This window comes from Paenibacillus sp. FSL R7-0313, assembly GCF_037969885.1.
Lineage (GTDB): Bacteria > Bacillota > Bacilli > Paenibacillales > Paenibacillaceae > Paenibacillus.
The window spans coordinates 1,398,947-1,412,488 of record NZ_CP150219.1; the positions used below are offsets into that span (position 1 = coordinate 1,398,947).

Annotated in this window: 13 protein-coding genes; 8 read left to right on the forward strand and 5 right to left on the reverse strand. The window is 46.5% G+C overall.

Annotation, left to right across the window (positions count from 1 at the left end):
• Positions 1–58: 58 nt before the first annotated feature.
• Both NSQ38_RS06190 and NSQ38_RS06195 read right to left on the reverse strand, forming a co-directional pair.
• Positions 59–745: a 4'-phosphopantetheinyl transferase superfamily protein gene (locus NSQ38_RS06190; RefSeq protein WP_339787819.1), complete on the reverse strand. Its 687-nt coding sequence runs from the start codon at positions 743–745 to the stop codon at positions 59–61.
• Between the two features lie 159 nt (positions 746–904).
• Positions 905–1,777, reverse strand: coding sequence for an arylamine N-acetyltransferase (locus tag NSQ38_RS06195; RefSeq protein WP_339787822.1), 873 nt, complete (start codon positions 1,775–1,777; stop codon positions 905–907).
• A 291-nt stretch (positions 1,778–2,068) separates the two neighbouring features.
• On the opposite strand from NSQ38_RS06195, the gene greA reads away from it, so the two are divergent.
• The 3 genes from greA to rlmN all read left to right on the forward strand — a co-directional run bounded on the left by greA (position 2,069) and on the right by rlmN (position 5,457).
• Positions 2,069–2,545: a transcription elongation factor GreA gene (gene greA, locus NSQ38_RS06200; RefSeq protein ID WP_062836673.1), complete on the forward strand. Its 477-nt coding sequence runs from the start codon at positions 2,069–2,071 to the stop codon at positions 2,543–2,545.
• Between the two features lie 282 nt (positions 2,546–2,827).
• Positions 2,828–4,183: a sodium-dependent transporter gene (locus tag NSQ38_RS06205; protein WP_091035609.1), complete on the forward strand. Its 1,356-nt coding sequence runs from the start codon at positions 2,828–2,830 to the stop codon at positions 4,181–4,183.
• A gap of 179 nt (positions 4,184–4,362) precedes the next feature.
• Complete coding sequence (rlmN, locus tag NSQ38_RS06210; protein ID WP_339787826.1) at positions 4,363–5,457, forward strand: 23S rRNA (adenine(2503)-C(2))-methyltransferase RlmN; 1,095 nt, start codon at positions 4,363–4,365, stop codon at positions 5,455–5,457.
• A 167-nt stretch (positions 5,458–5,624) separates the two neighbouring features.
• Here rlmN and NSQ38_RS06215 read toward each other — a convergent pair whose 3' ends face one another.
• The gene (locus NSQ38_RS06215) at positions 5,625–6,065 is read right to left on the reverse strand and encodes a GNAT family N-acetyltransferase (RefSeq protein ID WP_339787828.1); all 441 of its coding nucleotides are present in this window, start codon (positions 6,063–6,065) and stop codon (positions 5,625–5,627) included.
• A 212-nt stretch (positions 6,066–6,277) separates the two neighbouring features.
• On the opposite strand from NSQ38_RS06215, the gene NSQ38_RS06220 reads away from it, so the two are divergent.
• The 5 genes from NSQ38_RS06220 (at position 6,278) to NSQ38_RS06240 (ending at position 11,248) form a co-directional block, all read left to right on the forward strand.
• On the forward strand, positions 6,278–6,718 hold the full coding sequence (locus tag NSQ38_RS06220; protein ID WP_339790410.1) for a MarR family transcriptional regulator: 441 nt from the start codon (positions 6,278–6,280) through the stop codon (positions 6,716–6,718).
• A gap of 101 nt (positions 6,719–6,819) precedes the next feature.
• Positions 6,820–7,929 (forward strand): glycosyl hydrolase family 8, encoded by a 1,110-nt coding sequence (locus tag NSQ38_RS06225; RefSeq protein WP_339787831.1) that lies wholly within the window; start codon positions 6,820–6,822, stop codon positions 7,927–7,929.
• Between the two features lie 112 nt (positions 7,930–8,041).
• A complete protein-coding gene (locus NSQ38_RS06230) occupies positions 8,042–8,917 on the forward strand; it encodes a diguanylate cyclase (protein ID WP_338589329.1) in 876 nt (291 codons plus the stop codon).
• Between the two features lie 160 nt (positions 8,918–9,077).
• Entirely contained in the window at positions 9,078–10,373 is a 1,296-nt protein-coding gene (locus NSQ38_RS06235; protein ID WP_339787837.1) for a glycosyltransferase, read from the forward strand.
• 146 nt (positions 10,374–10,519) lie between these two features.
• The gene (locus NSQ38_RS06240; protein ID WP_339787842.1) at positions 10,520–11,248 is read left to right on the forward strand and encodes a class I SAM-dependent methyltransferase; all 729 of its coding nucleotides are present in this window, start codon (positions 10,520–10,522) and stop codon (positions 11,246–11,248) included.
• Positions 11,249–11,447: 199 nt separating this feature from the next.
• Here the strand turns inward: NSQ38_RS06240 and NSQ38_RS06245 are convergent, their stop codons facing one another.
• Both NSQ38_RS06245 and NSQ38_RS06250 read right to left on the reverse strand, forming a co-directional pair.
• Positions 11,448–12,230, reverse strand: a complete 783-nt coding sequence (locus NSQ38_RS06245) for an ABC transporter ATP-binding protein (protein WP_339787847.1) — start codon at positions 12,228–12,230, stop codon at positions 11,448–11,450.
• Between the two features lie 78 nt (positions 12,231–12,308).
• Positions 12,309–13,532 (reverse strand): MFS transporter, encoded by a 1,224-nt coding sequence (locus NSQ38_RS06250; RefSeq protein ID WP_339787852.1) that lies wholly within the window; start codon positions 13,530–13,532, stop codon positions 12,309–12,311.
• Between the last annotated feature and the right edge of the window lie 10 nt (positions 13,533–13,542).

Genomic DNA, 13,542 nt, shown 5'->3' on the forward strand with positions numbered 1-13,542 from the left:
TTGATGCCAGCCTCTTACAAAACTCAACTGATCCCAACTAGTTCAGCCCAGCACCGCTCTATACCAACTCTGTATACAGATCCTCCAAGGTGATAATCTCGGGCTGGCTTGGCAGCTCTCCACCAGCCGAACATGCCGCAATCATATGTCCTTCATCCAGTCGCTGACTGAGAAAGAGATAAGTCCCGGCCTGTTTGCAATGCCAATCTTCCCGCTCATTGGGAAGGATGGCGAATGAATCCAATGGCATGGACAACCCCATACCCACTGCCTTGATATAACTTTCCTTCAGCGTCCATAGACGGTAGAAGGTCTCCAGCTGACGATCATCAGGCTCGGCGGCCAAGAACTGGCTCTCCTTAGGAGAGAAGAAACGCTCTGCAATCTGCATGTCAATTGGAGCTATTTTTTCCACATCCACGCCTAGTTCATCTGTACTCCCGGAGATCAGCGCAATCCAATCACCAGAATGGGAGACGTTGAATTGTACATCCGAATGGTGATTGAGCGAAGGTTTGCCGTAGGAATTACGGGTAAAAGAAAGCTCAGCAGGTCTCAGTCCAGTTAATTTGCTCAAAGATACACGAGTCAATATCTCGCCCAGCACGGAGCGAAACGCGTCAGCCTGACGCACAAAACGCGAAGCCTGAGCACGTCGCTCGGCAGAAACTTGCGACAAAAAGTGGTTCCAGTACGCCTCGGGCAATACTTCTGGAACTTGGAGCACACGAATAGTTATCATCATTTATCACCTGAATACGTATTCGGCGCAGTTCAGTAACTTCCCTTTATATGGAACGTCCCTTCAACTCTTCCTCCCAAATCATCACTATACGGATGCCCCTAACAAGCAAGCCGGTTGTCTCGCTTTTCATGTTAAGATTTCAGGTAATGCATCTTTATCTCATGCTTCTTGCGCTTGTTTCCATTCTATATGCGCAGACTGCACTCGCTCCCACATCTCTTGGCATTCCAGTTCGCTGTAATTCACCAAGGGTTCATGGAATATTTCAGTTAATACGTTGCGCCACTCGGTATAATTCCGGATCTCCGTTTTCCGGATTCCTTCGATATCATGAGTTCGGAGCATACATCCACGTAATTCATGACTGCGATTCTTATCCCGCTGACGAAGCAAAAATGCGTTATGCCAAGGTGATTCGGCAGCCCGACTGTAGAATTCATGTTTGGGGATGAACTCCTCCAGATCGTGGACTACCTCGGGAGCATAGTCGACGCCTTCACTTGGCCCATTCGGCTCGTACTCAAGTCGCCATCCCCCACTAGCAACAGATGAAGGGATCAATTGGTATGTGAACGGAGCTGAACCATAGGTTCCATAACGAAGTGGCAGAGGTTCAAAGGGCATTCCGCCCAGACCTACATCTACAATCCAGCGCTCAACTGTTGGGTCAGCATCCGGTAGAAGCACAGATAGACCGAGATGGAATGAGTTCACACGGGGTTGTTCCCCATGAGGCTGAACTCCCCCGCGATGCCAATCGACCGTATAACCCAGCGAGTGGAGAAGAACACTAAATGCACCATTTAGATGAAAGCAGTAGCCGCTACGTCCCTGTAATATAAGCTGAATGGAATCTTGAAGACCGATTCCCGCAGGACGACCTGCAAAAATATCGACCGTTTGCCAGGATAAATATTGGACATGTGCTCGCTGGAGTTCAAATAAGAATTCCAGTGTAGGTTCCTTTATATCTTCAATGCCGATCCGTTTCAGATAGGTCTGTATTTCAGCTGTATTCAATAGTTCAATCATTCAGAGTCACCTCACGTCATATGGTGGGCTGCAGCCCAAATTTTTATAAAACTTCTGCTGCCCTGAGTTCATTGTAAAATTCACCGGGTGAAAACAACATCATCAATTGAGTTGATTGTAACGGTACAATTCATAGGATAGCCTTTAAAATCATCTCATGAGATGGACATGGTTTTGATGTCATTGAAATACAATATATGGATGAGCTATTTCTTTTTCTGGGGTATGCTAACCCTTTGGAGTGGATATAGGTTAGAATATAGATAGATAGCAGGATTAGGAGATGGAAAAATGGCTAATGATGAAGTGATTTTGACACAGGAAGGCTTGGAAAAGCTGGAGGACGAACTGAGGGATTTGAAGACAGTGAAGCGTAAGGAACTGGCTGAGCGTCTGAAACTCGCGATCAGTTACGGTGACCTGAAGGAAAATAGTGAGTATCATTCAGCCAAAGATGATCAGGCCTTTATGGAGACTCGAATTTTGATCTTGGAGAAGATGCTGACAAAAGCAAGAGTCATCTCTTCAGACAATATAGACTCCAACAAAGTGAGCATTGGATCGACGGTGTTGCTTAATGACATTGAGTTCGCCGAGAAGATTGAATATAAAGTGGTTGGCCCTGCCGAGGCCGATGTTGCGGATAATAAAATTTCGTACGAGAGCCCGCTGGGCAAGGAATTAATGGGCAAAGAAGTGGGCAGCGTCATTCATGTCAATGCTCCGATGGGCGTTATCAAGTACGAGTTACTTCAAATCAAAGTTTAATCAAAAATAAGAGGTGTTCCGCAGTCATCCAAGTGGCTGAGGGGACACCTCTTTTGATTTTACTGGGCTTTGAACGTTTGGCAATATGGATTTGTTGAAACTTCATACGGTTGGACTAACGGACTTTATCACATACTGTGTTTAAGGAACTTATAAGACAAAGAATTCCGTATGTTTTTTATGTAAAAAAATAACATTTCGACAAATTTCGAATTTCGAATGACCTGACAAGGTGAGTAGTATATAATTACGGGAAAACTTTAAAGTGATGGAGTAGATACGATGAATTTTAGTAAGCCTAATCTAGATCAAGACAACGCTGGCAAAGGAGAACGTTTCTCCCAAGCTGGATTTATCCTGGCGGCCATTGGTAGTTCGGTTGGTCTGGGCAACATGTGGAAATTCCCGTACATTACGGGTGAGAACGGAGGGGCTGCGTTTTTCCTGCTCTTCATCGTCTGTTTGCTGCTCATCGGTCTGCCAGTGCTCTTGGCTGAACTTGCGATTGGTCGCAGTGGCAGAGGTAGTGCAGCTACTGCTTTTATCAAAGCAGGTGGACATAAGGGCTGGCTCGCAGCCGGATTGCTGCAAGTACTGACGCCGTTTATCATCCTGTCTTTTTATGTCATTATTGCAGGCTGGACCTTGCAATATGCAATTACGTCATTCAGTGGAACATTGTTCAACAATCCGGATTATGCCGGACAGTTCAATTCCTTCATAGGCGGTTATATGCCGATTGTATGGCAACTGGTTTCGGTTCTGATCACAGGCTGGATTGTTGCCAAAGGGGTATCTAACGGAATCGAGAAGTTTAACAAGGTGCTGATTCCAGCGATGTTGGTACTGCTCATTATCCTGATGATTCGAGCAGTTACATTGCCGGGTGCAGGAGCTGGGGTTTCCTTCTTCCTGAATCCGGACTTCTCACAACTTACAACGGAATCCGCACTGGTGGCGCTTGGACATGCCTTCTTCTCCCTGTCACTGGGGATGGGTATTCTTGTAACCTACGGTTCGTATGTGGATAAAAATCAATCCCTCGGTGCGGCAACCGTCGCCGTTGGTGCAGGTGACCTGATCTATGCATTCATTGCGGGTCTGATCATCTTCCCAACAACATTCTCGTTTGGTATTGCACCGGACCAAGGACCGTCATTGATCTTTGTGGCACTTCCGGCGGCCTTCTCGGCGATGCCACTTGGTTTCTTGTTTGGCGGACTGTTCTTCATCCTGTTGGCTATTGCGGCATTAACGTCAGCGGTATCCTTGCTGGAAGTTCCGGTGAAATATTTCATGGAACGTTTGTCCTGGAGCCGCAGTCGTGCGGTATGGGTTATTTCGCTAGCGGTCTTCATCGTGGGACTTCCTTCGGTATTGTCGCTCGGATTGCAGCCTGAATGGACGATTGGATCGAAGAGTGTGTTCGACTGGATGGACTTTGTAGCATCCAACATCCTGCTGCCTGTCGGTGGATTGCTTGTGACGATTTTTGCCGGATACTTCTGGAAAACGGCTGCGGAAGCTTCCGGCCTGCGTTCCGGATGGTTCCGGGTGTGGCTGTTCATGCTGCGTTACGTAGCTCCGATCCTGGTTCTGCTGGTTCTACTGCACACATCCGGTATCATTCACTTCTAATGGTGAAGGCCCGATAGGGTGAAATATGGTCTGTTGTGCAGATTTACCATGGATAAAACCTCTTGGAAGAAATGCAAAAGCCCTTGTTTTCCCTCGTCAATTTTGGGACAATACGGAGTAGAGGTTTTTTGGGTAGGACCGATAAGCCATATGCTTTTTTGCGAAAAGAGGATTATACAATGAACAAATCATCCATATATGGATTAACATTAGAGCAATTACGTTCCTGGCTGCCGGAGCATGGGCAGAAAAAATCCCGTGCATCCCGGATCTGGGAATGGTTATATCAAGAGCGTGTACACGATTTCCCGGCGATGTCCGATGTCCGTCAAGAATGTCTGGATGTACTTTCCGAGCATTTCACAATGAACTCGCTGAGCGAACATGTGAAGCAGGAATCGGCAGATGGTACCGTGAAGTTTCTGCTTCGGATGCAGGACGGCAACCTCATTGAGACGGTATTGATGCGGCAAAAATACGGACTTACCGTCTGTGTGACCACACAAGTGGGCTGTAATATTGGCTGCAGCTTCTGTGCGAGCGGTCTGATCAAGAAGAGCCGTGACTTGACCGCTGGCGAGATTGTGGAACAGATTATGCATGTGCAGCGACATCTGGATGCAGCGGGTCAAGACGAGCGGGTAACCAACGTCGTTGTGATGGGGATTGGCGAACCATTCGACAACTTCCAACACATGAGTGATTTCATCGAAGTCATCAAGGATCGCAAAGGATTGGCGCTGGCGGCGAAACGGATTACTGTGTCCACGAGTGGCCTTCCGGATAAAATCAAGGAATTTGCAGACAGCAGTCTGCAGGTTAACCTGGCAATCTCTCTGCATGCACCTAATAATGAACTGCGTACACACATCATGAAGATCAACCGGGCTTTCCCGATTGAGCAATTGATGGATGCAGTGGATTATTATCTGGCTACAACGAACAAACGCATCATGTTTGAGTACATTCTGTTACGTGATGTTAACGATCAACGTGAGCATGCCGCGGAGCTCGCTGAACTGTTGTCCAGTCGCAGAAGTATGGTCAGTGTGAATCTGATCCCATACAACCCGGTGGATGAGCACAGTCAGTATCAACGGAGTACAGAAGAATCGATTCTGGGTTTCTATGATACGCTCAAAAAGAACAACATCAACTCCACTGTACGTATGGAACATGGTACGGATATCGATGCTGCTTGCGGACAGCTGCGCAGTAAACAAATGAAGAACAACGCAACCGAATCTGAGCCAGACCGTCTGGCACTGGGATAAGACACAATGCGGAGCTGGCAAGTAAAGTTAGGATACTTGTTTGCTCTAATGGGTGCCTCTACGTGCCATTTACCGTTGTTGGGTTGCGAATGCGTTGCCTGGTCTTAATGCAAAACGCCTCTGTATATCACTGAGAAGTGATAACGGAGGCGTTTTTTGGAATCTCATTATTTCAGTTTTTTGGTCATCAGCAGATGGGGAATGCCGTCTTCCATAAATACTTCCGACGCGGGTGCATATCCGAGACGTTCGTAGAACCCGGAAGCTTGTACCTGTGCATGCAGCTTGGCTTTCTCAAGTCCTTCGGCAACAGCCATCTGCTCCAGCTTGTCGATCAGCACACGGCCCAGGCCGTGTTTGCGGTAATCGAGCATGACGCAGATCCGTTCCAATTTGGCGACCTGTTCCACAATGCGCAGTCTGGAGGAAGCAGCAGGCACACCGTCTACGTAGAGCAGAATGTGGCGTGCCTCCGCGTCTAATGTATCATAAGCATCGAATTCATCCGCTGCGGGTACGCCTTGTTCTTCGACAAAAATAGCAGTTCGAATGGCAAAACAGGCATCGAGCAATTCCTGATTTTTAACTTCAACAATCGTTGTATTCATGAATGTTTCTCCTTTGGACGATAGTAATCATATCCGGGCATGATAAACTGGTATATAGCATAATCATTGCAGCCGTTCCATGTGAGTATCTTGGTTAAAATTTAATCCAATTTAACTGTAGTTATATCACTATTTATGTTGTGAATGCAACAATTTTATAAAAGGGCGTGAGTGCATTGACTGATAAAAACGAAGTGTTGCGCGAAATTGGCATGATTGCCCGCTGTCTGGATTCGATCAGCAATGTCGAATTTCAACATCTGAACTTGTCCCGAGGCCAATATCTGTATCTTTATCGCATATGTGAGAATCCGGGCATTATTCCCAACCAGCTGGCTGAACTAATCAAAGTAGATCGAACGACAGCGGCCAGAGCGATTAGCAAACTCGAATCCGATGGATTTATTGTCAAACAGTCGGCAATAGACAATAAGAAGAACAAGTTGTTATATCCGACAGAAGCTGGCCTGAAAGCATGGGAATTCATTCGTAAAGAGGGCGAGCATTCCGACCAGGTGACGCTGGACGACTTTACGGATGAAGATATAGAGACCGCGGTTAAGCTTCTCCGCCGAATGCGCCACAACATCGAGGTAGACTGGAAATTTGTCAAAAAGGGCGGACGGCGGTCCTACATGGATATCTCAGAATGAACAATGCCTCTATCCTTGACCCCTACATCCCAGACCCTAGCCGAACCGATCTCAAGGAGCAGAGTCATTATCTCACAATAGCAAAAGTACAGGAGGGAATCATGAAGAGAGTGAACCGGAAAACAGTAACGTGGTTGGTCATAATGGTGGTCAGTATTGCAGCAGCGTTCATTATTTTCATGAAGGAGCGGTTCGTGATGAATGAATTATCCCCTACAGTATCCTTTGTCCAAGATCATATGACCAATCCCAATGGTTTACTTGCGTCCTATTTGCAGGATGCCACATCCGAAAAAGCGGATATCGTAGCAGGCAGAGAGGTTTTATCTGAATCACTTGGTCTTTGGATGCAATATGCTGTAGCCAAGAACGATCAGGCGTTATTTGAGCAAAGCTATGAGCTGCTGACGACCTATTTCCTCATGCCGCAAAAATATATTGCCTGGAAGCTGGATGCTGAGGGAAAATCTCACGTGACCACCAACGCGCTCGGTGATGATTTCCGAATTGTAGGTGCCTTATTAAAGGCAGCAGATCAATGGCAACAGGGAAGAGAAGCCAAACTGGCAACGGCCTCGGATATTTCCCGTACACTGACGCAGTCGGTTCAGAATAAAGGATATTATGTTGATTTTCACGATTTTGGCAACGGTTACTCCGCGGATATGTTAAGCCTGGTTTATGTGGATCTACCGTCTCTCCAATTAATGGAGAAGCATGAAATGCTGGAGCCGGGCACATATGCCAAGTACGAATCCATGTTGAAGAGTATGCCGGATGACGGGATATTTTATCCGAAAACATTCAATGTGGGGACGAAAGAGTATACATATGATGACACAGTGAATCTGATTGATCAGCTGATCGTAGCGAACCATCTAACTGCGACCAGCCGCAAACCGGACAAGCTCATTGCTTTTTTGAAAAAAGAATTCAATACCCGTCATCAGCTGCCGGGACAATATAAGCGTAGTACTCGCACACCTGCGGTATCTTACCAATCTCCATCCGTATATGGACTCGCGATACTGCTTGCGGTTCAATCAGGTGATCCAAAATGGGCGAAACAGCTGTATAAGCATATGATCAGCATGCGTAGTCTGGATGCCAGTTATCCAGGCGGATATGTATTTAGTGGAAACACACATATGTTTGATAACCTGTTTCCTTTGCTTGGGGAGACTGAATTACAAAAGTTACTTAAAAAGTAATAAAAATGTCGTTTAATATATTCAACTATGTGTTAACATAATGTTTGTCTATTCATGTCATATATTGTTTACTCGAAATATCACTAACCAATCTACTGGAGAGAAGAAACCTATGAGGAATAAAGCACCCATCCTTCGTATTGCATGGGGATATGCGAGTTTGATTGGATTAGCCGTAATCCAGCAGCTCGTTGTCTATCTTAAGATTTATATGAATCAGAGTTATACTACACTGGATGTGGTGTTTAGCATTGTGTCGCTTGCAGCGCTGATCCTGGGTTTTGTGATACCTGTCGGGGTATCTGTCGTCGCCGGATTTATCTATCTGGTCTCTTATTTTGTATGGCTTGTTACCTACGCGGATGTAAGTGTACTTACGTTCTCTTGGTGGCTGCTCATTCCAGCCAATGTGGCTGTGGCTGCTTTTATCAAGGCAAGTCTTGTGCGCAATGCGCGTGTCATGGAGCGTCTGCAGGAGCTTCAGGAGCGTAATCCGGAGATTGATCTGGATACCTCTCTGGGCAATAAGGATGCACTTGCGGATACGCTTGTTAAGCAAAGTAATCTAGCCAGACGTTATTCGGAGCAATATGGATTCAGCATGGCGATGTTCAAGATCGAGTTTTTGCCGTTGGTACTGGAATCTCTCGGTTCCGTACGTTATGCACAGTTCCTTCTTGAACTATCCACTACCATACAGAAGCAGATTCGGTTTGAGGATTATAAATTTTTTGTGGATCGAGGACGTTTTGTGATTATCTGTCCAATGACCAATGTGGAGTACTTGCCCATCCTGACACAACGGATCAAAAAAGCCATGATGGATCTGCAAATCATCGATAAAAAGGGAAATGAGTTGCAGACGGTTATTCGATCGGGTGCACTGGTATTCCAGAAGGAACAATTCAGTAAGTATGAGGATATCGATGCTGTTATTGCGGCACTGGAACGGAACACAGAGACAGATCTCATTGGTGAATACATCTAGATGCTATGGGGGAGGAGTATTTCTGTGAATTATTTAACATGGTTTGTTCCATTATGTATTGTAGTTAGCAGTTTCTTTGCCATTACGATTCTTATATTAACCTTTGCGACTCTTCGTTTTCGAGGGAAAATTAACAGGAAATATGATCGGAGGAAATTGAATGGCTGATTTCCTGCTGTTGATGTCCATCCTCAGTATTTGGATATCCGTCACCGAGTCGATTGTCATTATGGCTGGAGCTATTCGTTTCATTAACAAACAAGAAAAAAAGGGAATTCAAATTCCTGAAAGTATGGATGATTACCCCACTGTGACTGTCATGGTGCCTGCGCATAATGAAGGGGTAGTTATCGTGTCTACCGTTGAGCATATATTGCGTCTGAACTACCCTGAGCATAAAGTTCAAGTTATTGTTATTGCAGATAATTGTACAGATAATACAGCAGAGCGCCTGAAGGAACTCAAGGCCAAGACGAGTTATGCAGATCGTGACTTTACCATTCTGGAGCGTACCGGTACAGGTGGGAAGTCGGGAGCATTGAATGATGGCCTTGAACTGGCGTGGGGAGAATGGATATGTATCTATGACGCAGATGCGGCGCCTGAGCGGAATGCATTGATGTTTTTGACACAAAAAGCATTGGAAAACCCGGAGAAGTATGGTGCTGTATTTGGTCGAAACAAAGCTCGTAATCGGGGTCAGAATTTTCTCTCCCGTTGCATTAATCTGGAACTTATAACGGTCCAACGTGTTCATCATACGGGGTTATGGGAGTTATTCAAACTGGGCACGATTCCTGGTACGAACTATATTATCAAGGCAGCACTGATCCGTGAGATTGGTGGATGGGACCCTGATGCGATCACGGAAGATACGGCCGTGTCGTTTGATATTCTTACTCGGGGTCAGCTTATTGCATTAGCGCCACAAGCAGAGGCTTACCAGCAGGAACCTGAGCAATTATCGGTATATATGAAACAGCGCCAGCGCTGGTCCAAGGGAAATTACCAGGTTGTTATCGACAATGTGAAGCATTTATTTGACCGTACTAGCTGGAGAATTAAACTGCATGTTCTGTACTATGCTGCAAGTTATTTCTGGTTTATGATCGCTATTATTGTATCGGATATTATTTTTGTCTCGAATCTAGTGTATCAGGTTATTGCATTATTTAATCCGAATGTCATTTCTCCCTTCCAGTTCTCAGGGGATGTTTACGTGTATCTCGTAATAGCATGGGCATTAATGTACTACATTTATGTACTACAAATTAATCTCGCACTCTCAGCAGATATTGGGCAAAGCAATACGCAGAATTTTATTGTGGCCTGCCTCTCCTATTTCACATATGCCCAGTTATTTCTGGTCATATCCGTCAAAGCATTTATCTCGCTTATTGGAGATAAGCTATTCCGGAGAGAAACCAAATGGTACAAAACGCAGCGTTTTGGCTGAGAAACATCAACTTATAAATGAAGGGCTGTTTTCTGGATTCGTTCAGAAGGCAGTCTTTTTTACTATGGAAAGATTGGTTGGCATTATGTATACTCTTTCAGGCTGTACATATTGAACGTTGCATAAAGGAAACGGAGGCGTGTGGAATGGGCTACAGGGGACCTGAGTTTTACGATAATGAGGAAAACTTTGAGAAGTATATGGAACGCCGCCAGTGGCAGGAGAATGCCAATGATACGTTAGAGAAACCCGTGATGCTAGAGCTGATCGGAGACGTTGCGGGCAAGAGCATACTGGATCTTGGCTGCGGGGATGCGAGGTTTGGCGTAGAATTGCTCCGTTCTGGTCAAGAGGGTACAACTTACACGGGAGTTGAAGGTTCACTGAATATGGTGCGGGCAGCTAACGAATCGGTTAAAGGCACGAATGCACAGATTGAACAGGCATTCATGGAAGACTGGACCTATCCGGCAGGTACATACGATCTGGTTATATCCCGACTGGCTGTTCACTACATTGAGGATGTGGAGAGCCTATTCCACAAGATATATAACACGTTAAATGAAAATGGCACATTCATATTTTCGGTAGAACATCCTGTGATCACGTCCACACTGCAACCTTCCGGGACGCGAACGGATTGGGTGGTTGATCAGTATTTTGTGGAAGGATTCCGTGAGCAGCAGTGGCTGGGCGGTTCTGTGAAAAAGATGCATCGTTCCATTGAATCATACTTTATGGCATTGCAGCGGGCAGGATTCCGTGTAGAACATTTGCGCGAGTCAGCACCACAACGTGCTTATTTTGTAAACGAGGAAACCTATCTGCGCAGGCAGCGTATTCCATTGTTTCTGTTCCTGGCAGCCCGGAAATAGATCGTGGAGAAGAATATAGATAAATAGAAGGACATAACTAAGTTATACTCATAAATTAGAAAGTTCTACACAGAAAACGGTGGATAACACTAGATATAGCAGTGAAAAGCCCAAAATCTATCCACATGTGGATAAGATATTGGGCTTTTACTGTTATGTTTCTGCACCTATTGTAAGTTTGCTGTGTATAACCATGCGATTATGAATCCGCCGCAGCTCTAACATAGACACGTTCTCCATGCCGAGCAACTTCCACAGGTGCCTCGAAGAAGTTGCTCAGCACTTCGGTGTTCATCAGCTCGCTAGTTAATCCGCTATTCACGATTTCACCCCTGCGTAGCAAGAGACTGTGACTAAACACGGGCAATATTTCCTCGGTATGATGGGTGACGTAGATGAGCGAAGGGGTATCTGGACGCTGTGATAGTTCACGGATGCTGTCCAGCAGTCGCTCCCTTGAGAACAGATCCAGTCCATTGCAAGGCTCGTCCAGAATGAGTACGCGTGGATTGGCCATGAGTGCTCGGGCAATAAGGAGTTTCTGTTTCTCGCCTTGAGAACAGGTACGATATTCCCGATCCCACAGGTGCTTACAGCCCAGCGTTTGCATTAATTGTTTTGCTTGATCCAGATCATCATCTGACAGCTTGTCATACAGGCCAATGGTGGCATGTTTGCCGCTGATCACGACATACTGTGTGCGATCCGTGCCGTACAATTTCTCTTGCAGAGATGAACTGACCCAGCCGATGGATTTGCGAAGCTGCCTCAGATCCACATCCCCATATTCATGGCCTAACACGGATATCTTGCCTTCGGTCGGCCAGAGATACCCGGTGATCATGTTCAGGAGTGTTGTTTTGCCGGAGCCATTCAGGCCAAGCAACGCCCAGTGTTCACCGTCTTTAACCTGCCAGCTTACATCATTCAGCAGGGTAAGAGGTCCCCTTTTCCAAGTGACATGCTGTACATCAATTATCATGGGTTATTCCTTCCTCCTGTTATCCTCGAGTGTCCTAGGTGTATTGTAGTCACAAAATCAGTGAGGTTTCAACGGTTATCACACTGTTCTTGGTTGGTCCCTGCGCAGAAATACAGCACACACACCAAGCAGTGGCAAAAACGAACATAACTTGATAACAAACGAAATGCTGGTCACGTCAATTAAGGACCCCAGCACAACCGAGCCAAGTCCAGCCATGCCGAACGACAGGCCAAAAAATAACCCGGATACCGTACCAATATGACGAGGAAGCAGTTCCTGCGCATAAACAATGATGACGCTGAAGCCAGACATCAGGATGAGTCCAATCATTCCGCACAACACCATAGACAGGACGGGTCCTGCATAAGGTAGCAGTAGGGAAAACGGTGCAGTGCCTGCGATGGAGAACCAGATCATCGGTTTGCGTCCATAGCGGTCAGCGAGTGGGCCACCAAGCAAGGTTCCGACCATGCCTGCAAGTTGCAAAATAAACAGACAGATCTGTGCCTGGGAGAGAGGCAAGCCATATGCATCGGCATAATAGAAGGCGTAGTACCCGGTCATGCCTGCAATATATACGAATTTGGAGAACAGCAGCAGGATGAGAATTCCCATTGTAAAAGCGATGAATCCCCTGCTCACAGGCCGAGCTGCTGGCTCTGCGCCGCTTGATTTTAGAGGTCGTTGCTGACGAATGCGAGTCTCGGCAAGTTTGTCTCTGTACCAACGACTGACCAAAGACTGAATGAAGATACCGATCAGGGCAAAGCCCATCAGCCATAGAAAACTACGCTGCCCATGTGGCAGCAGGATGAAGGCGACCAGTAATGGAGCAATAGCCTGTCCTGTGTTGCCGCCCACCTGGAAGATCGACTGCGCCATTCCGCGTCCACGGCCGGCTGCCATATGAGCCACGCGTGAGGATTCGGGGTGGAGGATGGACGAGCCTATGCCAATCAATGCTGCCGCAACAAGCAGCATCCATAACTCGGAAGACAAGGCTAAGCCGAGAACACCGATCAGGGAGAATAACATACCTCCGGGAAGCAGGATCGGCATTGGCTTGCGGTCTGACATATAACCGACCAGTGGCTGAAGGACGGATGCGGTAATATTCAGGGTGAAGGCAATCCAGCCCATCTGGGCGAAGCTGAGCTGCATGGTCTGCTGGAATAGTGGGAAAGCAGACGGAACCACTGTCTGCATCGCATCATTCAGCAGATGGGCGAAGCTGACTCCGGCAAGTGCCCAATTGGCGGAGGAGTTGATTTGCATTTTGCTTAAAGTGGCCTGAGCCATGGGAGATCAC

What these genes read in the sequence shown, in the direction of transcription:
- NSQ38_RS06190 (WP_339787819.1), bottom strand. Translation starts at nt 745, where the DNA reads ATGATGATAACTATTCGTGTGCTCCAAGTTCCAGAAGTATTGCCCGAG.
- NSQ38_RS06195 (WP_339787822.1), bottom strand. Translation starts at nt 1,777, where the DNA reads ATGATTGAACTATTGAATACAGCTGAAATACAGACCTATCTGAAACGG.
- greA (WP_062836673.1), top strand. Translation starts at nt 2,069, where the DNA reads ATGGCTAATGATGAAGTGATTTTGACACAGGAAGGCTTGGAAAAGCTG.
- NSQ38_RS06205 (WP_091035609.1), top strand. Translation starts at nt 2,828, where the DNA reads ATGAATTTTAGTAAGCCTAATCTAGATCAAGACAACGCTGGCAAAGGA.
- rlmN (WP_339787826.1), top strand. Translation starts at nt 4,363, where the DNA reads ATGAACAAATCATCCATATATGGATTAACATTAGAGCAATTACGTTCC.
- NSQ38_RS06215 (WP_339787828.1), bottom strand. Translation starts at nt 6,065, where the DNA reads ATGAATACAACGATTGTTGAAGTTAAAAATCAGGAATTGCTCGATGCC.
- NSQ38_RS06220 (WP_339790410.1), top strand. Translation starts at nt 6,278, where the DNA reads ATGATTGCCCGCTGTCTGGATTCGATCAGCAATGTCGAATTTCAACAT.
- NSQ38_RS06225 (WP_339787831.1), top strand. Translation starts at nt 6,820, where the DNA reads ATGAAGAGAGTGAACCGGAAAACAGTAACGTGGTTGGTCATAATGGTG.
- NSQ38_RS06230 (WP_338589329.1), top strand. Translation starts at nt 8,042, where the DNA reads ATGAGGAATAAAGCACCCATCCTTCGTATTGCATGGGGATATGCGAGT.
- NSQ38_RS06235 (WP_339787837.1), top strand. Translation starts at nt 9,078, where the DNA reads ATGGCTGATTTCCTGCTGTTGATGTCCATCCTCAGTATTTGGATATCC.
- NSQ38_RS06240 (WP_339787842.1), top strand. Translation starts at nt 10,520, where the DNA reads ATGGGCTACAGGGGACCTGAGTTTTACGATAATGAGGAAAACTTTGAG.
- NSQ38_RS06245 (WP_339787847.1), bottom strand. Translation starts at nt 12,230, where the DNA reads ATGATAATTGATGTACAGCATGTCACTTGGAAAAGGGGACCTCTTACC.
- NSQ38_RS06250 (WP_339787852.1), bottom strand. Translation starts at nt 13,532, where the DNA reads ATGGCTCAGGCCACTTTAAGCAAAATGCAAATCAACTCCTCCGCCAAT.